Genomic DNA, 25,034 nt, shown 5'->3' with positions numbered 1-25,034 from the left:
GCAGTCAAGTTCACGCTGCGGCCCGTTCCCGGACGGCATGAATGTGCGCGTTTCGTCACAGACCGCGCTTCTCGGGCCAGAGCCGGAACCCCCGGCGCCGCACCGGTCGTCCTCGTGCCCGTACGGCCGTCACGGGACGGCGAGAACCAAGCCGATCATCCCCTAGGGTCGTACCCGCGGAGGACGTACGGTGTGCACGGCAGGCAGTGAGGCGACGGTATGGCGCAGCAGGCGTACATGACGGAGACGGACGGCAACGGCGGCTCGGGACCCGAGCGTCGGGGAGCCCGGCTCCGGCGCCTGATCGCACGCCTGGCCGAACGGCTGTCGGCGGGCTGGCGGAACGACCCGAGGATCTGGCGCCGCGGCCTGGTCCTGGCGGCACTGGCGCTCCTGCTCTCGCTCGTGATGCTGGTGCACTCGCGCATCCCCAACCGCTTCGGCAACCTCGGCAGTCTGACAGAGACGTTCCTGCCCTGGTTCGGGCTGCTCATCCCGCTGCTCCTGCTGTTCGCGCTGGTGCGCAGGTCGGCGACCGCGCTGATCGCGGTCGTCCTGCCGGCGGTGGTCTGGCTGAACCTCTTCGGCGGGCTGCTCACCGACAAGACCGGCAGCGGCGGTGACCTCACCGTCGCCACGCACAACGTCAACGCCGACAACCCCGACCCGTCCGGCACCGCCCGGGACGTGGCCGCGTCCGGCGCGGACGTGGTGGCGCTGGAGGAACTGACCGCGACGGCGGTGCCGGTGTACGAGGAGGCGCTCGCCGCGACGTACGAGTACCACTCGGTGCAGGGCACGGTCGGGCTGTGGAGCAAGTACCCGCTGAGCGGGGTGAAGCCCGTCGACATCAAGCTGGGCTGGACGCGCGCGATGCGGGCCACGGCCGCGACGCCCGAGGGCGACGTGGCGTTCTACGTCGCCCACCTGCCCTCCGTGCGGGTCAAGCTCCAGGCCGGGTTCACCGCCCGGCAGCGCGACAAGAGCGCGGACGCGCTGGGCGAGGCCATCGCCGCCGAGAAGCTCACCCAGGTGGTGCTGCTGGGCGACCTCAACGGCACGATGAACGACCGCTCGCTCAACGCCGTGACCTCCCAGATGCGTTCCACGCAGGGCGCGGCGGGCAGCGGCTTCGGTTTCAGCTGGCCGGCGTCGTTCCCGATGGCGCGGATCGACCAGATCATGGTGAAGGGCGTGGAGCCGGTCACCTCGTGGACCCTCCCGCAGACCGGCAGCGACCACCTGCCCGTCGCGGCGCGTGTGAAAGTCGACACAACCGCTTCCTGAAAGGGCCCCGCAACCGGGTCTCAACCCCCTGGAACAGTCCTGGAATATCAGGCCGGGGAGAGTTTGTTCCGTACTTGAACATATGCTGTACGGAACCCCCGACCTGAAAGGCTGAGCCCCCTCATGCCTCTGGCCCTGCTCGCCCTCGCCGTGGGCGCCTTCGGCATCGGCACCACCGAGTTCGTCATGATGGGCCTGCTGCCCGACGTGGCGGCGGACCTGCACACCTCGATCCCCACGGCCGGACACCTGGTCTCCGCGTACGCGCTCGGCGTCGTCATCGGCGCGCCGCTGCTGGCCGCGGTGACGGCCCGCAGGTCGCGCCGTACGGTCCTGATGGCGCTGATGGGCCTGTTCGTGGCCAGCAACGCCCTGTCGGCCCTGGCCCCCGACCACGGCTGGCTCCTCGCCGCCCGCTTCCTCAGCGGTCTGCCGCACGGTGCCTTCTTCGGCGTGGGCGCGGTCGTCGCCACCACCCTGGTGGCGCCGGAGCGCAAGGCACGGTCGGTGTCGCTGATGTTCCTCGGCCTGACCGTCGCCAACATCGCCGGCGTCCCGGTCGCCACGCTCATGGGCCAGCACCTGGGCTGGCGCGCGACCTTCCTCGGCGTGAGCGTGATCGGCGTGGCGGCGATCGCCTCGCTCGCCCTCCTGATCCCCCGGGACCTGCCGGGCGCGGCGCCCGCCACCGGCCTGCGCGGCGAACTGGCGGCGCTGCGGTCGCTCCCGGTCTGGCTGGCCCTGGGCACGACCGTCGCGGGCTTCGGCGCGCTGTTCTCGGCGTACAGCTACATCACGCCGATGCTCATGGACTCCGCCGGGTACGCCGGCTCCAGCGTGACCGTGCTGCTCGCGCTCTTCGGCGTCGGCGCCACGATCGGCAACCTCCTGGGCGGCCGCCTCGCCGACCACGCCATGCGCGCCACGCTCTTCGGCGGCCTCACCTCCCTGGCGGTGGTGCTGGCCCTCTTCCCGCTGCTGATGCGCGCGCAGTGGAGCGGGGCCCTCGCGGTCGTCCTCCTCGGCGTCGCGGCCTTCGTCGCCGGCACCCCGCTCAACCTGATGGTCATGGAACGGGCCTCCGCGGGCCCGTCCCTGGCCTCCTCCGCCAACCAGGCCGCCTTCAACCTCGCCAACGCCGGCGGCGCCTGGATCGGCGGCCTCACCCTGGCAGCCGGCTTCGGCGCGACCTCCCCGGCGGTGGCGGGGGCGGCGCTGGCGGTGCTGGGGCTGGGCGTTGCGGGTGTGGCGTACGCCGTGGACGTACGGCGGGCCCCCGGTCGGGGCCGGGAGCGCGTGGTGGCCGTGAGCACGCCCCTGCGCGCGGAGACGGGCGTGCGTCGCTGACGTCGAGGTGCTCCCCGACGTCGAGCCGGGTCAGAGGGACTCGCGCCAGCCGTTCGTGATCGGGAGGCGGCGGTCCTTGCCGAAGCCCTTTGCCGAGATCTTCGTGCCCGGCGGGTACTGGCGGCGCTTGTACTCGGCGGTGTCGACCATGCGCAGGGTCTTCACGACCAGATCACGGTCGTACCCCGCCGCGACGATCGCGTCCGCGCCCTGGTCCCGGTCGACGTACAGCTCGAGGATGCCGTCCAGGACGGGGTAGTCCGGGAGCGAGTCCGTGTCGACCTGGCCGGGGCGGAGTTCCGCGCTCGGCGGCTTGGTGATCGAGTTCTCGGGGATCGGCGGGGTCTGGCCCCGCTCGGCCGCCGCCCGGTTGCGCCACTCGGCCAGGCGGAAGATCGACGTCTTGTAGACGTCCTTGATGGGGCCGTACGCGCCCACCGAGTCGCCGTACAGCGTCGAGTAGCCGACCGCCAGCTCCGACTTGTTGCCGGGGGCCAGCACGATGTGGCCCTCCTGGTTGGAGATCGCCATCAGGAGCGTGCCGCGCAGCCGGGACTGGAGGTTCTCCTCGGCCAGGCCGGTCAGCTCCGTCGAGGACATGTACGCGTCGAACATCGGCGCGATCGGCACCGTACGGAAGTTCAGCCCGGTCCGCCGCGCCAGCTCCGCCGCGTCCCCCTTGGAGTGGTCCGAGGAGTACTTCGACGGCATGGACACGCCGTACACGTTCTGCGCGCCCACCGCGTCGCACGCGATCGCCGCGACCAGCGCCGAGTCGATACCGCCGGAGAGGCCGATCAGCACAGACCTGAAACCGTTCTTGGCGACATACGCCCGCAGGCCCACGACCAGCGCCGAGTACACCTCCTCGTCGTCGTCCAGCCGCTCCGCGTACCCACCGGCCAGGGTGGGCTCGTACGCCTCCACCGGCTCCTCGGACACCACCACGCGGTCGATGCGCAGACCGTCGTCCACGATGCCCGTCGGCGCGTTCGCCGACGCCGCCGGCAGGTCGAGGTCCAGGACCACGCATCCCTCGGAGAACTGCGGCGCCCGCGCCACGACCTCGCCGTCCCGGTCGACGACGATCGAGTCGCCGTCGAAGACCAGCTCGTCCTGTCCGCCCATCATGGCGAGGTAGGCGGTGGTGCAGCCCGCCTCCTGGGCGCGCTTGCGCACCAGCTCCAGCCGGGTGTCGTCCTTGTCGCGCTCGTACGGCGAGGCGTTGATGGACAGCAGCAGGCCCGCCTCGGCGGAACGCGCCGCCGGCACCCGGCCGCCGTCCTGCCAGAGGTCCTCGCAGATCGCGAGGGCCACGTCCACCCCGCGCACCCGCAGCACCGGCATGGTGTCACCGGGCACGAAGTACCGGAACTCGTCGAAGACGCCGTAGTTGGGCAGGTGGTGCTTGGCGAAGGACAGGACCACCTCACCGCCGTGCAGCACCGCCGCCGCGTTCCGCGGCGCGCCGGCCGGCTGGCCGTACTTCGGCTGGGCGGTCCCGGCGCGGTCGAGATAGCCGACGACCACCGGCAGCTCGCCGAAGCCCTCCTCCGCGAGGCGCGCGGCGAGCGTGCGCAGCGCCGTGCGGGAGGCCTCGACGAAGGACGAGCGCAGGGCGAGGTCCTCGACGGGGTACCCGGTCAGCGCCATCTCCGGGAACGCCACGAGATGCGCTCCCTGTTCGGCGGAGTGCCGGGTCCAGCGGAGGATCGTTTCGGTGTTGCCGACGAGGTCGCCGACGCGCGAGTCGATCTGGTTCAGAGCGAGACGAAGTTGAGGCACGGGCCCAGTGTAATCGTCAATGCGACGCGATGGGGGTGGCGTGCGGTGTCGTCCACCTCACGCTCCGAGCCGGAACGGACCACCCCAGGTTTCTCAGGGTTTGGCGCCCCGCTCCTTCAGCATGTCCGTCATCAGCTGGATCTCCGACTCCTGCGCGTCGACCATGCCCTGCGCGAGCCGCTTCTCCACGTCGACGGTGCATTTCTCGACACACCCCCGGGCCATGTGGATGCCGCCCTTGTGATGGTCCGTCATCAGCTGGAGGAAGAAGACCTCCGCCTGCTTGCCGTTGAGCGTGCCGAGCTTCTTCAGCTCGGTGTCGGTGGCCATGCCGGGCATGAGCGCGCCGTCCTCGCCGTCGGCCATCCCGGCCATGCCCATCCAGCTCATGGGCTCGTCTGACGACACCTTCGGCAGCCCCCACAGATCGAGCCAGCCCAGCATCATCCCGCGCTGGTTGGCCTGCGTCTGCGCGATGTCGTAGGCGAGCCGCCGGACGTCCTCGTCGTCCGTCCGGTCGCGCACGATGTACGCCATCTCCACGGCCTGCTGGTGGTGCACCGCCATGTCCCGGGCGAACCCGGCGTCGGCCGACTCGACGGCGGGCGGCTCGACGCCCGACCGGCCGTCCTCGGCGACGGAATAACTGATCGCACCGGCCGCGACGAGCACCCCGGCCACGGCTACCGCGACTCCCGCGTACCTCACTGCGCCAGACCGCCCGTGCACGCCGCGCCCGGCTCGGGCGTCTGCTCGCCCTGCACGAACTTCTCGAGGAACGCGTCCACGTTCGGGTCGCTCGCCCCGGTCACCGTCCGCTGGTGCCCCCACGCGGTCAGCATGATCGGGTCGGCCTGGTCGTCGTCCGGGCTCATGAGCGAGTACGGCGTCTTTTTCACCTTCGCCGCGAGAGCCGCGACATCGGCCTTGTCGGCCTTGCTGTTGTACGTCACCCAGACCGCGCCGTGCTCCAGGGAGTGCACGGCGTTCATGTTGTTCAGGGCCTTGGTGTAGACGTCCCCGTTGCAGTTCATCCAGGCCTGGTGGTGGTCACCGCCGACCGGGGGCTCCATCGGGTAGTTCACGGTCTTGGTGACGTGGGTGCGCCCCAGCGTCCCCTTCCACGTCCTCACCCCGTCCGAGCCGGTGACGAACTTCCCCGAGCCCTTGGAGTCGGACGCGGTGGTGGTGTCGTCGTCGCCCGACTGCGACTTCACGACGAACACACCGCCGACGACGAGCGCCACCACGGCGACGACACTGCCGGTGATCACGAGAAACCGGTTACGCCGCTCGCGGGCCTTCTCGGCCCGCCGCATCTCCTCTATGCGCGCCTTGCGCGCCGCACTGCTGGTCTGATCGGCGGAACCCATGAGGCCTGTCCTTCTGGGGGAAAGGGGCGGGACGGTCGGGGTGTTCGGGTCAGCTGATCGTAATGGGGGAGGTGGGCAATGTCGTAGACAGGTCACAGCCAAGGCCGCCGCCGCGGGATAATTTGAAGGACAGATGCGTATTATCTACGCTTCTCTCATGCGGTTGCTGCGATCCACCGACCTGGCCCTGCGTGTCCTCATGCGACTCGCGGTGGCGGGCGAGACCACGCCCACGACCCGCGACGTGGCCGCCGCGATGGCGGTCCCCTACACCCACGCGGCCAAGGTCGTCGCCGAACTCCAGCACCTGGGCCTGCTGGAGGCCCGCCGCGGCCGGGGCGGCGGCCTCGCCCTGACCGAGAAGGGCCGTACGGCCTCCGTGGGCGGCCTCGTCCGCACCTTCGAGGGCGACGGCGACGTGGTCGACTGCGAGGGCTCCACCCCCTGCCCCCTGAACTCCGGCTGCCGGCTCCGCGGAGCCCTGCGCCGCGCCCAGGAGGCGTTCTTCGCCTCCCTGGACCCGATCACGGTGGCCGACATCGTGGCGGAACCCACGGGGCCGCTGTTGCTGGGGATCTCGAAGCCGGCGTGATCACGGGGGTGTCTCTCACCCGCACCCCCGCTACCCTCCCCCCCGCTACCCTCCCCCCGTGACCTCGCTGATCGCCGCCATACGCGCACACGACGAGACCGCTCGCCACCTCGGCCGGGTGGGGGACTTCGACCTGGACCGGGGTGACCACGTCGAGGAGGTCCACCTCGCCTCGGGCGCCGCGCTGGAGGGCTTCGCGGGGGACGGCGCCGGCGGTACCTGGTTCTTCTGCGGCGAGGGCGGCGAGGAACGGCCGGTCCTGTACGCCGACTCCGAGGGCAGCGCCGCGCTGGTCGCGATCGGGCTGCCCGAGCTGCTGCGACTCCTGTTGGTCGTCCCCTGGTGGCGCGACTGCCGGACGTTCACCGTCGAGGAGAGCCGGGAATCCGCCGCCGAGTACCTCGCGGACATGCCCGACCTCCCGCCCGCCCGCGACCGCGCCGCCGCCACCCTGGGCCTCGACCTCCCCGACGAGGCCACCGTCCTGAACCGCCTGCGCGAGGTCGCCCTCGGGCCCGGCCCCGGCCGGGAACACGTCCTGGTCTTCACCCCGGAGAACGAGCCGTACGACCCGCTGTTCCGGGAGCCGTAGACGCACGGTGCGGCGGCCCCCGACGTCGGGCGCGTCAGAGGGGTGCCGGAATCAGGCCCCCGCCTGCCAGAGGTCCGGTCCGAACACCTCGTAGTGGATGTCCGCCGGGGCCACGCCCTTCTCGATCAGCTGACCCCGCACCGCCCGCATGAAGGGCAGCGGCCCGCACAGGTACGCGCGCGTGCCCGGCCGTACGGGGACGTCCGTGAGGTCGGCCAGGCCCGTTCCCGCACCCTGCGGTGCCTCCCGCTCGTACCAGAGGTGGACGGACGCCTCCGGGAGCTTCGTCGCGTACATCTCGTGGTCGGTGCGCAGGGCGTGGTCGGCGGGGGAGCGGTCGGCGTGGACGACCGTGACCGGAGCGCGGTGGCCGGTGTCCGCGAGGTGGGCCAGCATCGCGACCATCGGGGTGACGCCGATACCGGCCGAGGCCAGCAGCAGCGGCGCGTCGTCGGTGCGGTCGAGGACGAGGTCGCCGTACGGCTCGGAGAGCTGAAGCACGCTGCCCTCACGCACACGCGCGTGCAGGTGGTTCGAGACCTCGCCCTCCGGCGTCGTGGGGTCGCCGAGGACCCGCTTGACGCTGATCTGCCGTACGGCCGAACCCGGCGCGCCGGACAGGCTGTACTGGCGTATCTGGCGGGCGCCGTCGGGGAGTTCGACGCGGACGGAGACGTACTGGCCGGCGCGGAAGTCCCGTACCGGGCGGGGGTCGTCGTCGAGCGGGCGCAGGCGGAAGGTGACCACGTCCTCGGTCTCCGGGACGCGCTCCACGACCTGCCAGGTCCGCCACTCGGGACCGCCGCTCTCCTCGTACAGCCGCCGCTCGATCGCGATCAGCGCGTTCGCCATCAGCCAGTAGACCTCCGTCCAGGCGGCCGCGACCTCGGGGGTGACCGCCTCGCCGAGGACGTCGGCGATGGCGGCGAAGAGGTGCTCGTGCACGAGGGGGTACTGCTCGGGCGTGACGCCCAGGGAGGCGTGTTTGTGGGCGATGCGGGTGAGCATCGCGTCGGGGCGGGTCTCCGGGTGGTCGACGAGGTGGACGGCGAAGGCGGCGATGGAGCCGGCCAGGGCCTGGCGCTGGGTGCCGGCGGCCTGGTTGCCGCGGTTGAAGAGGTCCCGCAGCAGCTCGGGACGTGCGGCGAAGAGACCGGCGTAGAAGCGCTCGGTGATCTCGCCGATCGCCGCGCCCACGACAGGCAGCGTGGCGCGGACGGTGGCTGCGGACTGCTCGGACAGCATCGGGCCTCCTCGGGCTCGTCGGCGCGCGGGGTGCTGCGCTCGACCTGTCCGGCACGGTAGTTAAACTTGCATCTGAGATGCAAATTAAGTGGGTGCGGGGAGCCGGAGGGGGCCGGGCATTACGGATGTCCGTCCGAGCAGGCAAGATGGGCGGCAGAGCTGTACACCGGCCGGACGTGAGGCGTTCAGGGCGAGGTCGCCGAGGCGATCATGGTCCGCAACGCGCACGAAATGGTGTTGTGGTGGGATGCTCAGGTGCCCGACCGCCTCTCCGTGGGACGGGAGACAGGCGGCCTGACCAGCAAGGATGGGGAAGCGGAAGATGGACAAGCAGCAGGAGTTCGTGCTCCGGACGTTGGAGGAGCGCGACATCCGGTTCGTACGGCTGTGGTTCACGGACGTGCTGGGCTTCCTCAAGTCCGTCGCCGTGGCCCCGGCCGAGCTCGAGCAGGCGTTTGACGAGGGGATCGGCTTCGACGGCTCCGCGATCGAGGGCTTCGCCCGGGTCTACGAGTCCGACATGATCGCCAAGCCGGATCCGTCCACCTTCCAGGTCCTGCCCTGGCGCGCGGAGGCCCCCGGCACCGCACGCATGTTCTGCGACATCCTCATGCCGGACGGCTCGCCGTCCTTCGCCGACCCGCGCTACGTGCTGAAGCGCGCCCTGGCCCGCGCCTCCGACCTGGGCTTCACCTTCTACACGCACCCCGAGATCGAGTTCTTCCTGCTGAAGGACAAGCCGACCGACGGCTCCCGCCCGACCCCCGCCGACAACTCCGGCTACTTCGACCACACCCCGCACAACGTGGGCATGGACTTCCGCCGCCAGGCGATCACCATGCTGGAGTCCATGGGCATCTCGGTCGAGTTCTCCCACCACGAGGGCGCCCCCGGCCAGCAGGAGATCGACCTCCGCTACGCCGACGCGCTCTCCACGGCCGACAACATCATGACGTTCCGCCTGGTCATGAAGCAGGTGGCGCTGGAGCAGGGCGTGCAGGCGACCTTCATGCCCAAGCCGTTCTCCGAGCACCCGGGCAGCGGCATGCACACGCACCTGTCGCTCTTCGAGGGCGACCGCAACGCGTTCTACGAGTCGGGAGCGGAGTACCAGCTCTCCAAGGTCGGCCGCTCCTTCATCGCCGGCCTGCTGAAGCACGCCGCCGAGATCGCCGCCGTCACCAACCAGTGGGTCAACTCCTACAAGCGCATCTGGGGCGGCTCCGAGCGCACCGCGGGCGCCGGCGGCGAGGCTCCCTCGTACATCTGCTGGGGCCACAACAACCGCTCGGCCCTGGTCCGCGTCCCCATGTACAAGCCCGGCAAGACCGGCTCGGCCCGCATCGAGGTCCGCTCCCTCGACTCCGGCGCCAACCCGTACCTGGCCTACGCCATGCTCCTCGCCGCCGGCCTCAAGGGCGTCGAGGAGGGCTACGAGCTTCCCCCGGGCGCCGAGGACGACGTCTGGGCCCTCTCCGACGCGGAGCGCCGCGCGATGGGCATCGAGCCCCTCCCGCAGAACCTCGGCGAGGCCCTCACCCTGATGGAGCGCAGCGACCTCGTCGCCGAGACCCTCGGTGAGCACGTCTTCGACTTCTTCCTGCGCAACAAGAGGTCGGAGTGGGAGGAGTACCGCTCCGAGGTGACCGCGTTCGAGCTGCGGAAGAACCTGCCGGTGCTGTAGGGGCAGGTCAGGGCGGTATTTCCGCTGTGATGACTAGTGGGGCCGACGGTCGTGGATCGTCGGCCCCATGGCGTGTCGCTGCCCCTGGGCCGTCTGTGGGCCGTCAGCGCGGATCTCACGCTTCATGCGCACCTCGGGTGCTCGCTGGAAGTAGGAGCCGTTACAGCTTTCACTTCCTAGCTCAAGCCCCGGCTCCGCTCCGCTCCGCTCCGCCGGGCGCGCTCAGCTCCGCTGCGCGCTGCGCTCCTGCCTTCGGCCGGCTCCGCGCACGCTGCGCCGACGCGCGCCACATGTGGATAGGGCCGACGGCCATGAGGTGATCACCGCGTGACGCGACCGCGGGCACAAGCGGTGCCTCCGGCGGGGGATCGGCTGGCACCGGGATGGAGGGGCGCCGTTCCGGGCTGCGGTTCGTAGTGGTGTGCGCTGGGTGCTTCCATCCCGTCCACCGTCGACCCAGGCAGAGCCGAGCAGACGCGGCGCATGGCGTCCAGGTTGTTCGTACAGCGCCGTGCTCCACCTGGACGCCATGAACCACGCCCGCTCCACGGTGTGTGGGTCGACGGCGGACGGGATGGAAGCTGGGGTGAGTGGTGGGTTGTTCTGGGTGGCCTGTGCTGCGGGGAGTAGGGTCGCAGCACAGGCCCAGGGCTCTCAGCGGTGGTGATTCCACCAGTAGAGCGCCAGCGCTCCGACCCCACTCAGACTGGCCTTCACGCCGACACGCATGAGCTCATCCGTGGCGGAGTTCATGAGACGGCGGAAATGATGCTGTGCCGACCGTTGCTCCAGTTCAGCGCGCATGCGCCTCCGCGAGCGAGCAGGCTGAAGAGCCTTCGCAGTGGGGCATTGTCGGACCCGGCACCTACACTTCCTATAGCTGGGAATCTTGGCCTCCTTTGGTTGACGTCCCAGATGGTGATGGCGGCCTCCTGCGTAGGACCAGGGGGCCGCCGCCTTTTCTGGCGGAGGCCTGTGACCGCGCTAGAACAGTCTGACGCACGGCACTGACAGTAGGTGCCTCTCGGGGTCAAGCCAGGTCATGCCTCCCCCTCAAATAGGGGGCAACGGGAGCCCGTTCGTGCACTTAACCGGGCAGTTGCTGCGTGTACGGGAGGAACTGCCCCAGCATGACAGGCGACTTGTACTTCCGGCGCTGCGCCTCTGCCCTTCCTGACGTCGATCCTCTTGGGCTTCCCTGCCAGGTCCATCACGACGAATACGACCACGTCAGGGAGGGCCTCTGTACTAGTCGGAGCGCAGCAACTTCTGCCCGAGCTTGCCGGCAGCGTGCAGCTCGGTTATGGCGATTTCGGCGCAGGCCAGGCCGACTTCGGGCCCGACGATGACCGAGATGCTTGACTCGAGGGTCTCGTCGACGGAGTTGTCGATGATCTCCCACAGGGAGTGCAGCAGGACAGAGTCGTCGCCGCCCTCGTTGGTCAGCTTCTTCGAGTCGATACGGGTGCGCAGCGACGACCTGGAGGTCGTGGCTAGGCGCAATCGAACGGGCGTTTCGCGTGAACCGGGACTCGGAGCTGTGTGCGTCCACCGATCGCTTCGATCTCGTGCAGCACCCAGTCGAAGAGGTACGCCAAGTGCTCCGTACTCACTGTCGGGGCAACCGTCAAGCGGCTCACGCTCCCGTACGACACCCTCCGGCACGGCACCCGTCCCGGGCCCACCGCGACCGATGTCTGACACCAGTGGCTGACACCAACAGCGGCGGACGGGTGCGCACCAAGACGGACTCCCGCAACCGGCCTGACGCGGCCCGGCTGCGGCCTTACAGGTGCACCGGACGACAAGGATCGACCTGATAAGGATGAGGTCAAACCTCAAGGGCTGTATACCGTGCGGCGTCGTCCTCAACCGACGGATCACCTCTCGAAGTTATGGGACTGCAAGAATTTGGTGAAATACATACAGGAAGAACGCCGTAGCCAGCAAGGTGAACAACTCAATCAAAAGAAATGACTGGCGGAACCTTCGGAGGCGCATGACCAGTGTTGAATTATCCTTGACTAGCAAAAAAGAGGCCACAAAGGCGACAGGGATAAGGATTACGGTGGAATCTTTGGCAGTCAGGCCGTGCACTTCATCGCCAGCGCCTTTTGATTCGAACACGCCTCGCCAGATGAGCAGATATACGGCGCATGCCGTAATTACCATGGTTAGGTAGAGGAAGAGTGAAAGCAGTCGCGGAAGCCGCAAGTGGCATTTAATCCAGATCCGCGCCGGGCGACCAGGGGTGGAGTCGTGGCGCAGGTAAAGCTCGGAGGTTCCCGCTTCCTCGTCCAGCTCCACCTTGAAGGATTCCCCCTTTTCGTTCATAGTTTCACATCTAGGGTGCAGTCGAGCAGAGGTGCTATCCGCTAGTCGAATGCTAACATGGTTGGTGTCTGCATCGGCAAAATTGACCGCTTTCCAAGCTGTCTTGCCAAGGTGCTCCCCCACGGGAATTGCTCTAATGCTCCTATATTCCTTGCTTCGCTTGCACTGGAAATAAACAGATCGCCGCTCCCTTACGTCAATAATGAATGGCTCTTTGAGCGGGACACTGCATCTCGCAAATGTCATCCATCGATAGCCGTACGCAGCGTACATCGAGAGCAACTGTTGCGCCGCGTTCCCTTCTTCTGTTTGTTTATGTGCTGCCTGAGCATGCGCTTCTCTGAGGAGGTCACGCAGGTTTCGGAGCCGAGTGCTGCACTGTTGCTCATCCAACACCTCGCCTTTTAGTCGTTTCGCCTCTTGAAACATGTGAGGTAGCGAAATTAGCGGGTTCTCGGCACCATTTAGTTCATCATGCATCGCCTCCTGGAGGACGTATTCTCTAATGTCGTCGCCAATTGCATTCCATTCGCGGTAAACCTGATTCTTGACCTCGAAGTCCAAGAAACGGCGATCGTCGAGGAAGATGCGTAGCGGATCCTTTCGGCCGACGCTCGTCAAGACACTGCGGTACCAGCTGCGGGGGTCAAAGGAGATCTGGTGGTAATTTTTCCAGATCGCCGCATATCGGCTCGTCGGCAGAAAGAAGATAGCAGCCAGCAACTCTAGTAGCCCGCCCGCGAAATCGATTTGATCGAGGTGGGCTTTTTCAGCGAGAACTTTCATGTAGCGCGCCTGGAGTTGTGCGCTTTGGTCAAGAGGAATCCGGTAGACCTGTTCTCCGGCGACTGTGATATGTAAATCAAGTACGGGCACCTTTGGGTGCTCTGCGATCGGAAGAATCAATTCGACTCTGCCATCTTCATCTTTAGGCAGGCGGGCCAGCGCTGCATGCAAACCGGGTACATGGCCCGGATTCCCGGGGGGTACCAGAGCCACCTTTTCAAGTGGCTTGACATGGATCTCTCGATCTCTATCCGCCCATAGTGCGCTTGAGAGTTCGATTCGCTCGATGGCACGCATTCGCCAAGCCGGGAGGTCGTGCAGTAGCTTCAGAGCTACATCCTCTGTCATTGCTCCTGCCCTAAGGGATCTCTAGCGGATTACCTGTTACCGCCATCCATGCACACTTAGGGGATCGATGCATCCGGGGCTGGTCCGATTGGAAGGATAGATCCCCTCCCAAGGGTGAATGAAGGAGCAAGAATAGAGGCCGATGCCGCTTCGGGCCCGACGACTTCCCGGACCTTGACTTATTATCGGTCGCAGGGTAAGAACGCTGGGTTATTCTAGATTGAGTGGCAGTGTCCTGAATGAAGATCTCTAGGTGAACGGTTTTATCGGCGACGCTTCGCCCCGTGCTCGGACGCACCACCGACGCACCACCGAGGGCTGGCCCTACCGCACCCTGTCGAACGCGCGTCTAAAATTGCTCCCTACGGGCGTTCTTTGAGTCGTACGTTCAGGTCACAGGTACGTGACCCGAGAAGTAGTCCAGCGACTTCTAAGCTCTCGGCCGCACCATTGTCCTGCTGGGGGTGGTGGCCAGTGCACGTGTCCTCGCGTCCGGCCAAGGGGAGATGTACCTACGTAGGCACACCTGGAGACCCCCGGGCGTTGCAGTACAGCACAGAAGTACAGCAACCGCGGCGACTACAGGCGACCGTCCCGAGCCGCCAACATCCCCGTGGTCAGGTCGGGAGACCTCAGCGACCTCCCCGCCCGTAGTTCGCATCGAGGTGCCCGTGAGCCTCCGTTCGTTTGACGGACGGGGGTTCCTTTCCAGCAGGTTCAGGATGCGGGTGGCGTCGAAACGACGCTTTTTCGTACAGGCCGTCCACAGCCTGCCGGGCCCGTGCGTCGCTACTCGGCATGAGGTGCGTGTAGACCCGGAGCGTGAACCCGGGATCGCTGTGTCCGAGGTAGGCACTCAGCGCTTTAACGTTCTCGCCGGCGTCCAGCAGCACGGAAGCGTAGAAGTGCCTGAGGGCATGCATGCCGTGCTCGCGGGCCGCCTGGTGCCGCTCGCCCGGCTTGGGCTTCGGGATAACGCCCGCGGCGACGAGCGCGGGCTTCCACGCGCGAACGTTGAAGTCGGTCCGTCGCACCGCGCCGGCGCCGTTGAGGCGGGTGAACACGAGCCGCTTCGTGACGGGCGGACCGTCCGGCCGAAGCCAGGGCAAGGTGACGTCGACCGGCGGGAAGGCTTCCATGTGTTGCTTGAGTACCTCTGCCACACGGTCCGGCAAGGGGACGTCGCGCTCCTTGTTCCGCTTGGGCGGGGCGAACACGAGATGCCCCCTGGCCACCTTCACTTGGTTGGCGATGTGCAGCCATCCTGAGTCGAACCTGACCCCATCGGCGGGAAGACCGAAGATCTCACCTTGTCGGAGTCCGCATCCGCCTCCGAGGTCGACCGTTGCGCGGAAGCGCTCGGGGAGGCCCGCCCGTATGGCGAAAGCACGCTCAGCGGTCCACGGCACGATGCGGCCTGTTCCAGGGGCAGGGGGCCGAACAGACTGCGCATGGCAAGGGTTCTTCGTCAGGTGACCGTCGTCGACGGCGGCGTTCAGGACCGTCGAGACGTTGTTGTAGATCACGCGTCGGTATGACGACGCGGGTACAGCCGACTCCAGCTTGCTCAGCCAGTCCCGAATGTGTTCCGGCTTGAAGGAGCCGAGCGGGCGCGGCCCGAGGTAGGGGATCGCGTGGCCCCTGAGGGACGATTCGACAGTCTCCCGCGTCGTCATTTCGGTGGTCTGCGTGCTCAGCCACTTCTCTGCGTACTGCCGGAACGTCACACGGCTCGCGGCAGGGTCGACGTACTGACCGCGCGACATGTCGGCTTCGATGTGGGCCAGCCACTTGTCGGCCAGCCGTTTCTGTCCGTCGGGGAACGACTTGCTCCTCTCGGTCCCGTCCGGGCCGATGTAGCGGGCGCGGTAGCGCATCCCAGAGCCGTAGCGGTCGGTGCGCACGCGGCGCGGCTTTCCCGCCGCGTCAGGTTCGGTCTTGTACCAGCGGTCCTGGATGTGGCCTGCCATATGGCAGTTGTCCTCTCGACATGCGGCAGGGAGAGCCGCCGGCGCGGCTCTCCCTGCTCGGTGCGGTGGGTGCTGGCTTATGCCGCGGCGTCGGCGGCCTTGAGCTGTTCGACGTAGGCGCGTACGTCGGCGGGGTCGTAGCGCAGGTGCTTGCCGATGCGGAAGCCGGGTGGGCCGGTGCGCTTCTTGCGCCACTGGTAGACGGTCTCTACGGGGACGTCGAAGATCTCGGCGATGTCGTCGGGGCTGAGGTACCGGTCGGGAAGACCGCCGCGGAGGGTGGCGCGGGGGTCGGTTTCCTCCCGGATGTGGAGCGTCACTGCGTCCTCCGGGGTGGCAGGTCCGTTGGGGGCTCTCTCTTCTGGGGGATCCGCCACGTCCGCCACGCCGCCACGTCGCAGGTCAGAGCCTTGATCGTGTGGCGGATAGCGGTTTTGTGGCGGATGGGTGCCGCCACACCTGGCAGGATGCGGCGGCACCAGGGGCGCCTGTTCGGTCAGCCGGCGAGGGCGGGCTGTGTGGCGGCTTCCTCGGCCGTGTGGCGGATCGCTGTGGCGGTATCCGCCACGGATCCACCCCCGCTGACCTGCGGTGTGGCGGACGTGGCGGACGTGGCGGATTCTCCGGGGGACGGAGGGCAGTAGCGGGTCCAGGCGTCCGTGAGGTCTTCCACGTAGTAGCCCTTGGGGAAGCCGGACGGGGTGCGGATGCCGCGCGGCTTGATCGGCTTGTTGCCGGGGGTGACGTACTGGCCGAGCATCCGGGCGAGGCTGCGGGCGTTGATGGGCTTGTCGTCCAGGTCGCCCCACGGGCTCTCGTCCATGCGCAGCAGGCACTCGATGATCGCTGCGGTCGGCATCCGGTCGATGCCGCAGAACACCTTGTCCCGCAGGTCGGTCAGCAGCCGGACCCCGAGCGAGGCTTCGTCGTTGTCGTGGGCGGCCCGGATGAGTTCCAGGCAGGCGGCGCGAGCCCGCTTGGGCCAGTCGCCGCCGGCCGCGTCCGCGACGGCGAGCAGGGGCTCCCAGACGTCCGCGGGCCGGTCCGAGACTCCGTCAGGCAACGTGGGCCACGCCTCGGCGACCTGGTCGCGGACGGTGTCGGCCCACTTGGCGAGGCGCTCGCGCAGGGCGTGGCCCTGCTTCTCGTGGATGCGCTGGCGGTAGGGCTCGACCTTCTCGTTGGGGGCGCGCTTGCGCATCCGGATGATGACCGAGCGGGTCAGTACGGTGTCCGGCAGCCAGCCGAGCCCGGCCATGGCCACGGCGCAGTACGAGCCGAAGACCTGCGCGTTCTGGTTGGAGCCTTCACCGACGCAGCGCAGGGCGCCGCCGATGCGCCGGTATCCGGCGTTCAGGAAGCCGCGCAGAGCCTCATCGGCGCCGGCCTTGGGGCCGAAGATCGTGTCCACTTCGTCGAACAGCACGGTGGGCAGTCCCTCGGCGGAGTCGACCAGCCGGTAGAGGGCGTTGGCGGACGCGGACACCGTGGCGACCGGGCGGGGCGTGAGGGTTTCCACGATCTCCAGCGCCCGCGACTTCCCCGATCCGGGCTCCGGGGACAGGAACGCGATCCGGGGCGTGGTCTCGAAGCAGTCGATCAGGTGGGCGTGGGCGTCCCACAGGGTGACGGCGACGTAGGCGGCTTCGGTGGGGAAGACGTTGAAGCGGCGGTGGAAGGCTTCGACTTCCTTGAGCAGGGCGGTGCCGTCGACGGGCGGTGCTGTGGGCGGGGTGCCTGTCATGTGGTGGTCCCCCTTTCCTGGGTGATCTGGAAGGTGCGGGGATGACGCGGGGCGTGGGGAAGGGCTGAAAGGACGGCCTTGCGGCCGTCATCCTTCGTGCCACGGCTGTCGTCCCTGCCCGGTGCCGGCGGGCGCCTGCGGTCCGACGTGGGCGTGAGTGGCTTTTCAGGCGGGGGGTGGGTGCTCACGCGGTCTCCTGCGGTCGGCAGGTGCGGATGGACCAGTCGAGAGCGCTACGGATGGTGGCCCGGCACTCGGCCACAGACAGTCCAGCCGTCTCGCCCGCCGCCTGAAAAGCCTCTTCGACCACGTGGCGGGGGATCTCGCCCCATGCGACGAACCGGCCCAGCGCGCGGGCGCCGGTCAGCAGGCGGGTGTTCCGGCCACCCTCCGACGTGCCGCGGACGGCGGCCGTCTCGCGTTCCAGTGCCACGTGAGCGGCCCGTGAGCCGTCGCGTACCGGCGTGATGGCCACCGGCTTGGCGGGGCGGGGTGCGGGTTCGATGAGCTGGGCGGTGAGCCAGTGGGGGAGGGGGGCCACGGGGGCGTCGTCGTGGATCGCGTAGGTGCCTTGGGGGGTGGTACTGCCGGGGGCGACGACGTAGCCGCCCCAGGCGCGGGTGTCGATGTGCGGTCCGAGCTGGCCGGCGCTGTTGCGGAGCTGGCGGCCGGGCGGGGCGGTGAAGTACAGATGGCGGCCCCCGCTGGGGGTCCGCACCTGGTAGGTGGTGGGGATGGTCTGGCCGGCGCGCTCGCAGAGCGCTGCCAGAGAAGTGGCGCCGTCAGGCGCTCCTTCTGGCTCTTCCGCCTTCGTCACGTCCAGGTCGACCACGAGCAGGTCGGCCGGGCCGGTCGCGATCCCGACGTTGTACGGGTGTCGCGCCCATGCGGCGTGGATCAGGTGGGGGTCGGTGGTGGCGCGCTGCTCGGGGGTGCGGTGACCGCCCGCGCAGCGTCCCGTGCGGGGGCAGGCGCGTTCCGGGTGTCCGGCGGGCCGCTTGCTGCCGGGGTGCAGGGGGATGACCGGCCAGCCGCGTTCGGCGGAGCGCAGGGCGGCGGCGAGCAGGTGCAGGCCGGTCGGGTCTGCGGTGGGCATATCGAGCCGGTTGGCGAGCGGGAGACTGCTCATGCCGCGGCCCTCTCGTTCGGCCGCGCGGCCGTGTGGGCTCCCAGCAGCAGGCCGTAGGCGTGGTGGGCCTGTTGGGGTACCACGCCGTTGCCGAGGATCTTGAGTTGTTCCTTGCGGGGGATGCCGGGCACGGCGGTGACCCATCCGGCGGGTATGCCCATGAGCCATTCCGCGAACGCCGGCGACAGGCGTCGGTTGCCGCGGGTGCCCGGCTCGGTCGGGCACGGCGCCGGACGGCCGGTGACGTGCTCCCACCGACGGATGGCCGGTCCGTAGTCGGTGCCGTCACTGGCCACCCACCGGTCGTCGAGCCGCACGGCCTGGCCGGGCAGGTAGTACCGGCCTGACGTGTCCCGCTGGTTCGGCCCGCCGTGCGGCCCGTCCGACGCCTTCGGCGTGGGCAGCAGGTTGATGACCACCTCGTCCAGCGGGCGCGCGTTCCTGCCGAGCAGGTTCGAGGCACCTGACTTCCAGTCCCGGGCGGCCGGGGTGGGCAGCAGGCTGCGGACGGCGTCCGTCAGGGTGCTCCCGTACCCGTTTCCGTACGGTGTTCCGTCGGCCCTAAAATTCGCAGTTCCCCTCGAATCGGCCGCTGTGGGCGTGGGGAGCAGGCTCACTCCTCTGGGGGCGCCGGAAGCTTCGTGACCGCGGTCCGCAGGTTCATCCCGCCCCGCCGTTTCGGGCTGGTTCCGGGGCCGCCAGTGCCGTCCGAGGTGGTGGGGGTCGGCATCAGCGGGATGGGCAATTGCGAACCAGCGGTCCCGCGGGTGCGGGGCGCCGACTTCGGCGTCACCAGCTCGTAGACATGTCCAGCGCGCGTCATACCCGAGCGCGGCCAGGTCCGCGGCGACGACGTCCAGCCCCCGCGAGCGGAGCGCCGCCACGTTTTCCAGGAAGACGTAGCGCGGTCGAAGGACGCCCACAGCCTCAGCGACGTTCTTCCAGACTCGCGACCACTGGCCATTGATCCCGTCCCTTCGTCCGGCGTTGGAGATGTTGCGGCAGGGGAAACCGGCGCCGATCACGTCGGGCGCGTACAGGTCGCGGACGCGCTGCCAGTCCACGGCCGTGATGTCCCCGAGGTTCGGCGCGTGCGGGTGGTGGGCGGCGAACACGGCCGCCGCGTGCGGGTCGTTCTCCGCGAACGCGACCGGCCGGGCGCCGATCCCGGCGTGGATCGCCTCTTCGAGCCCGCCGTAGCCGGCGCACAGGGCGACGGCCCGGGGCGGTAAGCCGGGGGCTCGCCCGATGTCGGTGTGTTGGGTCATGCTGGGTGGTCTCCAGTTCTCTGCATGGGTGCTGGAAGCCGGGGCGGGCGCGGATCTTTGCCGAGACGTGCGCCCGCCCCGGGCGGGTCTAGAACGGCGGTTCGCTGCCCGGTTCCGCGGGGTTGCCCGCCGTGTTCCACGCGTCGTTGCCGGCCGGGCCGGATTGCGGGGCGCGCTTGCCGTTGATGCTCACGGTGGTGAAGCGGACGGAGGCGCCGATGTCGTCGATCTCGACGGCGAGCATGGAGCGCTTCTCGCCCTCGGGGGTGGTCCAGTCGTGCTGTCGCATCCGGCCAGCGGCGACGACGCGGGAGCCCTTGCGGAGGCTTTCGGCGACGTGTTCGGCGAGGGTGCGCCATGCGGTGCAGCGGTAGAAGGCGGTGGTGCCGTCCTTCCACTGGTTCGCGGTGCGGTCGAACATGCGGGGGGTGACGGCGATAGTGAACTTCGCGAGCGCGGCGCCGTTGTCGGTGAACTTCAGCTCGGGGTCGTCGGTCAGGTTGCCGACGAGGGTGATTGGGGTCTCTCCGGACGACATGTGCTGTCTCCTTGCCTGGTCAGGCGGCTTGGGTGTCGGTGGTGAAGAGAGCAGGCGGCTCGGTGGCGGCCGTCTTGGCGGCGGTGCGTCGGGGCTTGCGCGCGGGCGGTTGCTTCGGCGCGGATGGCGCGGTGGTGGGGAAGGTGGTGTGATCGGCGTCCTTGTCCGGGTGGACGCGGGCTATCTCGCGTTCGCCGTAGAAGACGCGGCCGTCGTGGGCGATCCACAGGGGCTGGTTGCCGGGCGGTACCGGGCCCGCCGGGGCGGTGTGGACGCGTCGGCCGTCGACGTAGATGGCGTGGTGGTCGACGACGACGGTGTGACCGGCGCCGCGGGCCCAGCAGGGCCCGTCCGGGCCGTAGATCTGCGGTGGGTTGCCTCGTTGCAGGGCGGCGACGATGCGGCCGTGGAAGACGACCGCGCCGCCATCGGTGACCTGGAAGGCGGGACTGGCGTAGGGGTCCGTGACCGCCTTGGCTTCGCTCTTGGCGAGCGGCCGGTTGCTGACGCGCCGGCCGTTGATGAGCAGACCCTGGCTGTCCACCGTGATGGTGTGGCCTCGCCGCTCCACTGTCAGCCGTGACTGGGCCGCGGTGGGCATGACGGGCCGGTAGTCGCTGAAGCGACCGAGTCCGATGCGCTCATCGGTTTCGTACCGCCAACTCGCGCGCGGGGCCATCTCGGCATGCAGCCGGGCCCATTCCCGCTCGCCAGCTGGCGGACCGTATCGGCGCCCGTCCACGACGGATGCCCGGTCAGCGCTTGCCGAAGAGCTTGAACGTGATGCCGCCGACGCCGATGGGTCCGGCGGCGCCGGCGATGACGGTGAAGGTGTGGGCCGCGGCGTCGAGCAGGAAGCACAGGGCGGCGACCAGTCCCCAGCCGCCGGCGACGGTCGCGCCGGCGATCGCGAACGGGATGAGCAGGCGCCGCCACTGGAGGCCGGCCGGGGTGTCGTGGACGACGATCACGACGGGCTGGCCGGTGTCCTGCGTGCGCCGGTAGGCGTCGGCGGGGATGTGCGGGGCGATGTTCCCGGGCCCGGTGTGGTGGTTCATCGGGGCTCCCCCTCAGGGTGTGCGACGGGCCCCCGCCGAAGATGGCGCGGGCCCGTGCGGATGGGGTGTGACTTGTCGTGGTGCTTGTCGTCTCTCTTGTCGTGCGGCTTGTCGCTTGTCTTGTCTTGTCGCTTGTCGCCTCCCAGGTCAGACACCGCTTCCGGCCCTCTGAAGGGCGACGGGCGGCTGTTGCCCGGGGTGGGGCGACAAGCGACAGCCGATCAGTCCTGCGGGGGCTGCTGAGGGGCGTTGCGGCGGTGGACGTAGCGGGTCTTGGTGCCCTCCCCGACCCGGACCGCGGTGCCGTCCTCCACCCACGTCTTCAGCCAGCCGACGACCGTCTGACGGGTCGTGCCGTAGTCGTCGGCCAGGACGCGGGCGATGGCGGAGGCCCCGGTGCCGTCGGGGCCGGCGGCGAGGAGGACGTTCAGGGCGGCGCGCTGCGCGGGGCTGTCCTGCTCGCCCCGCAGCGCGGACAGGTTCAGCCCACCCGGCCGGTCCGGCGGAGTGCCGGGGGTGTTCGGTTCGGCTGCGGTGGGGAAGTGGGCGTCGATCTCCGCCCGGAACCTGCGCGCCAGTTCCTCCTCGGCGTCCGGCACCGCATCCCGCGTCGGTGCTTCCCGCAGTGCGGACAGCTTGAGTCCCGGTCCGGCCGGCTGCTCCGCCCGCGTCCCGCCCTCGGGTTCGGCGGGCTGGTGAGTGTTGTCGAGCATCCACGCGGTGCGGTCGGCGTCCCACCGCCGGGCGTAGGCGGGCCCGGCGGCCTTCAGCGAGTGAGGGTCGAGGGTGGGATGGCGGTCGGACGTGGCGGTGATGATGTCGCGGATCTGGTTGGGCAGGATCCGCCACGCCTTGAACAGCCCGGCCGGTGACTCAGGGGTGCCCATGAATCCGGCGCCCTTGTAGGGGGCCTGCTCGACCCGCAGGCCGCGGGTGCCGGGGAACATCTTGCCCAGGTCCATGCCCTCGGTCTCGCCGCCGGTGAGGGCGACGCGCACCTTGGCCTCGCGGCGGATCATCAGGTTGCCCAGCACGGACCCGGTGGCGCCGAGGGCGGTGAGGACGGTCCGGATGCCCATGGCGCGGGCGATGCGGATGACCTCCAGGATCTTCTCCGCGAGCTTGCGCATGCTCCGGTCGCTGCTGGCGAGGATCTCTGCGCCTTCGTCGACCACCAGCATGATCTGCGGAATCGACGGGCCGACCGGCAGTAGATCGGTGTTCGCCTTGGCCAGCAGATCCTGATACGCCGTCTTGCGATGCTTCGCCACACGCACTGCGGTGTCGAGCATGACCACGGCTTCGTCGTACGTTCCGGCGAGCCAGTCCACCCCGGGCCGGATCGGCTTACCGTCCTCCCGCGTCAGCTGGCCGGTGAGGGCGGGCAGCACCCAGGGCAGGCCGGCGGATCCGGCGTTGAGGTCGATCACCCAGGTCAGGACGTCCTCGGCGCGGGCGAAGCCGGCCAGGATCGTGTGGACCATGTTGGTCTTGCCTGACCCGGTGGGCCCGACGACCAGGGCGCACTGTTCGCGCAGGTAGGCCAGGATGTGTTCGGCGTTCGTCCGGTACCCCCACGGAATGCCCGTGAGCAGGGAGAGGGTGCCGTAGTCGGTGGGGTAGGTGCGCTCTTCCATCAGGACGTTGACGGTGGTCACGTCCAGGATGACGCGGCCCTGGTGGATGCCGGGGGAGGCGACGGCGGTGCAGCCGTGCGGCAGCCGGGCATCCGCCGACAGGCGCGCGGAGTCCTGCGCGATGCGGTGGTGGGTGATGCCGCCCTCGGGTTCGAGGTCGAGGGAGTACCCGGCCCCGGTCGGCCAGTGCTCCACCCCGAGGACCCGCACGGTGATCGAGCAGATCCGCTTGATGCGCTCCACCCACTCCGCCGCGATCGCCCGGCGCTCCGCGGACAGTTCCGCGGCCACCTGGCGCTGCGCGGTGGCGAGCGCTTCCTCTTCCCGGGCTTCCTCGAACAGGGCGGCGGAGCGGGCGGCGGCGCCGATCCCGATCCCGACCGTGGCCAGGGACCCGAGAGCGGCCCAGGTGAGCGGGCCGTGGGTTATGGCCCACGTGGTCCAGCCCGCGCCGACGAGCCAGGACGCGGCGCGGGTGGCCAGAGTGCGGCCGGCGTTGCGCACCCGCAGACCGGCGACGGTGTGGCCGATCGCCCCGGCCGCGCCGGCGGCGAGCACCCAGCCGGGCGGCATGGATGTGGCGGCGCCGGTGGCGGCGACGGCGAAGGCTCCGGTGGTGGCGGACAGGGCGCCGGTCACGGGTCCGTGACCGGCCGCCCAGTCCAGCACCGGGCCACTGGGCTGCTGCTTCGTGGCGGTGGTGGCCATGGTCAGACGTTCCAGCCCTTCTCGGCCTCGGTGCCGTTGCGGGGCTCTTCGTGCCGGGCGATGTCCTGCTCGTGCACCCGGCGGAAGATCGCGGGGAGTTCCTCGGCGCTCTCGGCCGCCTTGCGCAGCGCCTCGTAGATGTCGTTGAAGCCGTCGGCGACTTCCTTCTCCAGCGGGAACTCGATGTCCGAGCGCTCCGCGAGGATCTGCATGACGTGCGCGACCATCTTCAGCGCCTCGGGCAGACCCTCGACCATGGTCAGGATCTCCATGCAGCCGTCGGGCTGGTAGAGCCAGGCCGCGGCCTGCATCTCGGTGGCGTGGTCCTCGAACTTGAAACCTGATGTCGACGTGGACACGAGCGGTCCTCCCGAACGATCGGACGTGGGGCCAGGGGTGGGGGTGTGGGGTGCCGGCCGCTCCACGCGGTCGGCGACGCCCTCGGTGCCGTCGGTGTCCGCCGCGGCTTCCTTCTCGCTCAGCCGCTCACGGATCGCTTCGTCCCGCACCGCGCGCTCCTCGGCGGCGGTCCGGGTCAGGCGGGCGTAGAGGCGGCGGCCGGGGTGGACGAGCCAGGGCAGGTTGTACTTCCGCCCGATCGGGCTGGTCAGGAACCCCAGCACACCGAGCGGCCCAGCCACCAGCGCGGCCAGCAGCCGACGCCGGTGGAACCGCGCGGCGGAGCGCCGCAGCTCCTTACGGGCAGCTTTGCGGGCGGGCGCCCTACGGACCGTGCTGCGCTTCGCGGCAACCTGGTCGGCGGTCTTGGCGTCGTGCTTGTTGCGCTGCTTGGCGATCGCCGTTTTCTGCGCGGCCCGCGCCTTGCCTGCGGCGCCGCCCAGCAGCCGCCCGACCGGCCCCCGGCCGGCGGATGAACCGGAACCGTGCTTGTTGGAGCGGTTGTTGGCGTTGCGGCGGGCGTCGGCGACCGCACGGCGCTCGGCCGTGGTCTGGGCCCGCCGCCGCGCCCGAGACTCGCCTGCGGCCTGCTGCGCTGCCCGCAGCGCCCGGACCTGGCCGGCCCGCCCCGCGGCCTTGCCTGCGGCCCCGGCGGATCCGTGGCGGGCGCCGGTGGGCTGCTTGCGTGAGCTGGCCGTGCCGCCGCCCGACGCGGTGCCCGGCGAGCCGCTGCGGGACGTGCTCGCCCCGCGTCGGGAGGACTGGCCGGGGATCCGGCCGGACGCGCTGGTGGAACGGGTCGGGCGGTGGCCGTTCGCCCCGCGGGCCGTCTGGCGGCTGGCGGTACGGGCGGCGTTGCGGCGGGCCTCGCGCCGCGGGCTGGGCTTGCGGTTGCGGGATGCCGCGGCGACACCGAGCACGAGCATGCCGGTGCCGGCGACGGCCGCGGCGATCGGACCACCGACCAGACAGGCGGCGGACAGCGCGCCGACGGTGGTGTTCGCCCCGGACAGGGCGAGCGGGAGGACCGGCCACCCGCCGGGCGTGTGGTCCACCTGCGCAGCAGCCGCGGCGGGTGGCTGCTGCGAGGGAGGGGGAGGGGGAGGGGGTGGTGCGGTGGGGGCAGCCGGGACGGCTACCGGTTCGGTGATGACTTCCGTCATGCTGAACGCACTCCTTCACGGGAGTCGGGCCCGACCGGTGACCCTGG

The 25,034-nt window shown here is 69.6% G+C and carries 21 protein-coding genes; 5 read left to right on the top strand and 16 right to left on the bottom strand.

The window, feature by feature from the left end; all coding sequences use genetic code 11:
* Positions 1 to 219: 219 nt before the first annotated feature.
* Both ACZ6D7_RS05930 and ACZ6D7_RS05925 read left to right on the top strand, forming a co-directional pair.
* Positions 220 to 1,287, top strand: a complete 1,068-nt coding sequence (locus ACZ6D7_RS05930) for an endonuclease/exonuclease/phosphatase family protein (protein ID WP_469484047.1) — start codon at positions 220 to 222, stop codon at positions 1,285 to 1,287.
* Positions 1,288 to 1,410: 123 nt separating this feature from the next.
* Complete coding sequence (locus tag ACZ6D7_RS05925) at positions 1,411 to 2,634, top strand: MFS transporter (RefSeq protein ID WP_469484044.1); 1,224 nt, start codon at positions 1,411 to 1,413, stop codon at positions 2,632 to 2,634.
* A gap of 30 nt (positions 2,635 to 2,664) precedes the next feature.
* Here ACZ6D7_RS05925 and ACZ6D7_RS05920 read toward each other — a convergent pair whose 3' ends face one another.
* From ACZ6D7_RS05920 to ACZ6D7_RS05910, 3 genes are all read right to left on the bottom strand, one after another.
* A complete protein-coding gene (locus ACZ6D7_RS05920) occupies positions 2,665 to 4,419 on the bottom strand; it encodes an NAD+ synthase (RefSeq protein ID WP_469484042.1) in 1,755 nt (584 codons plus the stop codon).
* A gap of 93 nt (positions 4,420 to 4,512) precedes the next feature.
* A complete protein-coding gene (locus tag ACZ6D7_RS05915) occupies positions 4,513 to 5,127 on the bottom strand; it encodes a DUF305 domain-containing protein (RefSeq protein WP_469484039.1) in 615 nt (204 codons plus the stop codon).
* The gene (locus ACZ6D7_RS05910) at positions 5,124 to 5,792 is read right to left on the bottom strand and encodes a DUF3105 domain-containing protein (RefSeq protein ID WP_469484036.1); all 669 of its coding nucleotides are present in this window, start codon (positions 5,790 to 5,792) and stop codon (positions 5,124 to 5,126) included. The genes ACZ6D7_RS05915 and ACZ6D7_RS05910 overlap by 4 nt, the downstream gene beginning before the upstream one ends.
* A gap of 157 nt (positions 5,793 to 5,949) precedes the next feature.
* Here ACZ6D7_RS05910 and ACZ6D7_RS05905 point away from each other — a divergent pair, with 157 nt between their 5' ends.
* A complete protein-coding gene (locus ACZ6D7_RS05905; RefSeq protein WP_469484033.1) occupies positions 5,950 to 6,384 on the top strand; it encodes an RrF2 family transcriptional regulator in 435 nt (144 codons plus the stop codon).
* 58 nt (positions 6,385 to 6,442) lie between these two features.
* Positions 6,443 to 6,976, top strand: coding sequence for a hypothetical protein (locus ACZ6D7_RS05900; protein ID WP_469484030.1), 534 nt, complete (start codon positions 6,443 to 6,445; stop codon positions 6,974 to 6,976).
* Positions 6,977 to 7,027: 51 nt separating this feature from the next.
* Here ACZ6D7_RS05900 and ACZ6D7_RS05895 read toward each other — a convergent pair whose 3' ends face one another.
* A complete protein-coding gene (locus tag ACZ6D7_RS05895; RefSeq protein ID WP_469484027.1) occupies positions 7,028 to 8,221 on the bottom strand; it encodes a globin domain-containing protein in 1,194 nt (397 codons plus the stop codon).
* A 322-nt stretch (positions 8,222 to 8,543) separates the two neighbouring features.
* On the opposite strand from ACZ6D7_RS05895, the gene ACZ6D7_RS05890 reads away from it, so the two are divergent.
* Positions 8,544 to 9,905, top strand: coding sequence for a glutamine synthetase family protein (locus ACZ6D7_RS05890; protein WP_469484024.1), 1,362 nt, complete (start codon positions 8,544 to 8,546; stop codon positions 9,903 to 9,905).
* Positions 9,906 to 11,153: 1,248 nt separating this feature from the next.
* On the opposite strand, the gene ACZ6D7_RS05885 is transcribed toward ACZ6D7_RS05890, so the two are convergent.
* The 12 genes from ACZ6D7_RS05885 to ACZ6D7_RS05830 form a co-directional block, all read right to left on the bottom strand.
* On the bottom strand, positions 11,154 to 11,408 hold the full coding sequence (locus ACZ6D7_RS05885) for a hypothetical protein (protein ID WP_469484021.1): 255 nt from the start codon (positions 11,406 to 11,408) through the stop codon (positions 11,154 to 11,156).
* Positions 11,409 to 11,798: 390 nt separating this feature from the next.
* The gene (locus ACZ6D7_RS05880) at positions 11,799 to 13,322 is read right to left on the bottom strand and encodes a hypothetical protein (RefSeq protein ID WP_469484015.1); all 1,524 of its coding nucleotides are present in this window, start codon (positions 13,320 to 13,322) and stop codon (positions 11,799 to 11,801) included.
* A gap of 683 nt (positions 13,323 to 14,005) precedes the next feature.
* Positions 14,006 to 15,343, bottom strand: a complete 1,338-nt coding sequence (locus ACZ6D7_RS05875; RefSeq protein WP_469484012.1) for a tyrosine-type recombinase/integrase — start codon at positions 15,341 to 15,343, stop codon at positions 14,006 to 14,008.
* 77 nt (positions 15,344 to 15,420) lie between these two features.
* The gene (locus tag ACZ6D7_RS05870; protein ID WP_469484009.1) at positions 15,421 to 15,663 is read right to left on the bottom strand and encodes a helix-turn-helix domain-containing protein; all 243 of its coding nucleotides are present in this window, start codon (positions 15,661 to 15,663) and stop codon (positions 15,421 to 15,423) included.
* Between the two features lie 176 nt (positions 15,664 to 15,839).
* Positions 15,840 to 17,087 (bottom strand): DUF3631 domain-containing protein, encoded by a 1,248-nt coding sequence (locus ACZ6D7_RS05865; RefSeq protein ID WP_469484006.1) that lies wholly within the window; start codon positions 17,085 to 17,087, stop codon positions 15,840 to 15,842.
* A 184-nt stretch (positions 17,088 to 17,271) separates the two neighbouring features.
* Positions 17,272 to 18,183: a bifunctional DNA primase/polymerase gene (locus ACZ6D7_RS05860; protein WP_469484555.1), complete on the bottom strand. Its 912-nt coding sequence runs from the start codon at positions 18,181 to 18,183 to the stop codon at positions 17,272 to 17,274.
* Between the two features lie 29 nt (positions 18,184 to 18,212).
* The gene (locus tag ACZ6D7_RS05855; protein WP_469484002.1) at positions 18,213 to 19,484 is read right to left on the bottom strand and encodes a DNA cytosine methyltransferase; all 1,272 of its coding nucleotides are present in this window, start codon (positions 19,482 to 19,484) and stop codon (positions 18,213 to 18,215) included.
* Between the two features lie 88 nt (positions 19,485 to 19,572).
* Positions 19,573 to 20,022, bottom strand: coding sequence for a single-stranded DNA-binding protein (ssb, locus tag ACZ6D7_RS05850; protein ID WP_469483997.1), 450 nt, complete (start codon positions 20,020 to 20,022; stop codon positions 19,573 to 19,575).
* Between the two features lie 19 nt (positions 20,023 to 20,041).
* Positions 20,042 to 20,623, bottom strand: a complete 582-nt coding sequence (locus ACZ6D7_RS05845) for a hypothetical protein (RefSeq protein WP_469483994.1) — start codon at positions 20,621 to 20,623, stop codon at positions 20,042 to 20,044.
* A 154-nt stretch (positions 20,624 to 20,777) separates the two neighbouring features.
* Positions 20,778 to 21,080: a hypothetical protein gene (locus ACZ6D7_RS05840; RefSeq protein ID WP_469483991.1), complete on the bottom strand. Its 303-nt coding sequence runs from the start codon at positions 21,078 to 21,080 to the stop codon at positions 20,778 to 20,780.
* A gap of 221 nt (positions 21,081 to 21,301) precedes the next feature.
* Positions 21,302 to 23,425: a hypothetical protein gene (locus tag ACZ6D7_RS05835; RefSeq protein WP_469483988.1), complete on the bottom strand. Its 2,124-nt coding sequence runs from the start codon at positions 23,423 to 23,425 to the stop codon at positions 21,302 to 21,304.
* Positions 23,426 to 23,427: 2 nt separating this feature from the next.
* Entirely contained in the window at positions 23,428 to 24,987 is a 1,560-nt protein-coding gene (locus ACZ6D7_RS05830; protein ID WP_469483985.1) for a hypothetical protein, read from the bottom strand.
* Positions 24,988 to 25,034: the final 47 nt, after the last annotated feature.

The organism is Streptomyces sp. NPDC041784 (assembly GCF_055591025.1).
The sequence above is the reverse complement of the archived record's forward strand: the minus strand, read 5'-3'. Positions and strand labels throughout refer to the sequence as shown.

Bases quoted from the DNA above. Each gene is read 5' to 3' on its own strand.
- ACZ6D7_RS05930 (WP_469484047.1), top strand. From the start codon at position 220: ATGGCGCAGCAGGCGTACATGACGGAGACGGACGGCAACGGCGGCTCG.
- ACZ6D7_RS05925 (WP_469484044.1), top strand. From the start codon at position 1,411: ATGCCTCTGGCCCTGCTCGCCCTCGCCGTGGGCGCCTTCGGCATCGGC.
- ACZ6D7_RS05910 (WP_469484036.1), bottom strand. From the start codon at position 5,792: ATGGGTTCCGCCGATCAGACCAGCAGTGCGGCGCGCAAGGCGCGCATA.
- ACZ6D7_RS05905 (WP_469484033.1), top strand. From the start codon at position 5,950: ATGCGGTTGCTGCGATCCACCGACCTGGCCCTGCGTGTCCTCATGCGA.
- ACZ6D7_RS05895 (WP_469484027.1), bottom strand. From the start codon at position 8,221: ATGCTGTCCGAGCAGTCCGCAGCCACCGTCCGCGCCACGCTGCCTGTC.
- ACZ6D7_RS05890 (WP_469484024.1), top strand. From the start codon at position 8,544: ATGGACAAGCAGCAGGAGTTCGTGCTCCGGACGTTGGAGGAGCGCGAC.
- ACZ6D7_RS05880 (WP_469484015.1), bottom strand. From the start codon at position 13,322: ATGCGTGCCATCGAGCGAATCGAACTCTCAAGCGCACTATGGGCGGAT.
- ACZ6D7_RS05875 (WP_469484012.1), bottom strand. From the start codon at position 15,343: ATGGCAGGCCACATCCAGGACCGCTGGTACAAGACCGAACCTGACGCG.
- ACZ6D7_RS05865 (WP_469484006.1), bottom strand. From the start codon at position 17,087: ATGACAGGCACCCCGCCCACAGCACCGCCCGTCGACGGCACCGCCCTG.
- ACZ6D7_RS05860 (WP_469484555.1), bottom strand. From the start codon at position 18,183: ATGCCCACCGCAGACCCGACCGGCCTGCACCTGCTCGCCGCCGCCCTG.
- ACZ6D7_RS05855 (WP_469484002.1), bottom strand. From the start codon at position 19,484: ATGACCCAACACACCGACATCGGGCGAGCCCCCGGCTTACCGCCCCGG.
- ssb (WP_469483997.1), bottom strand. From the start codon at position 20,022: ATGTCGTCCGGAGAGACCCCAATCACCCTCGTCGGCAACCTGACCGAC.
- ACZ6D7_RS05845 (WP_469483994.1), bottom strand. From the start codon at position 20,623: ATGCCCACCGCGGCCCAGTCACGGCTGACAGTGGAGCGGCGAGGCCAC.
- ACZ6D7_RS05840 (WP_469483991.1), bottom strand. From the start codon at position 21,080: ATGAACCACCACACCGGGCCCGGGAACATCGCCCCGCACATCCCCGCC.
- ACZ6D7_RS05835 (WP_469483988.1), bottom strand. From the start codon at position 23,425: ATGGCCACCACCGCCACGAAGCAGCAGCCCAGTGGCCCGGTGCTGGAC.
- ACZ6D7_RS05830 (WP_469483985.1), bottom strand. From the start codon at position 24,987: ATGACGGAAGTCATCACCGAACCGGTAGCCGTCCCGGCTGCCCCCACC.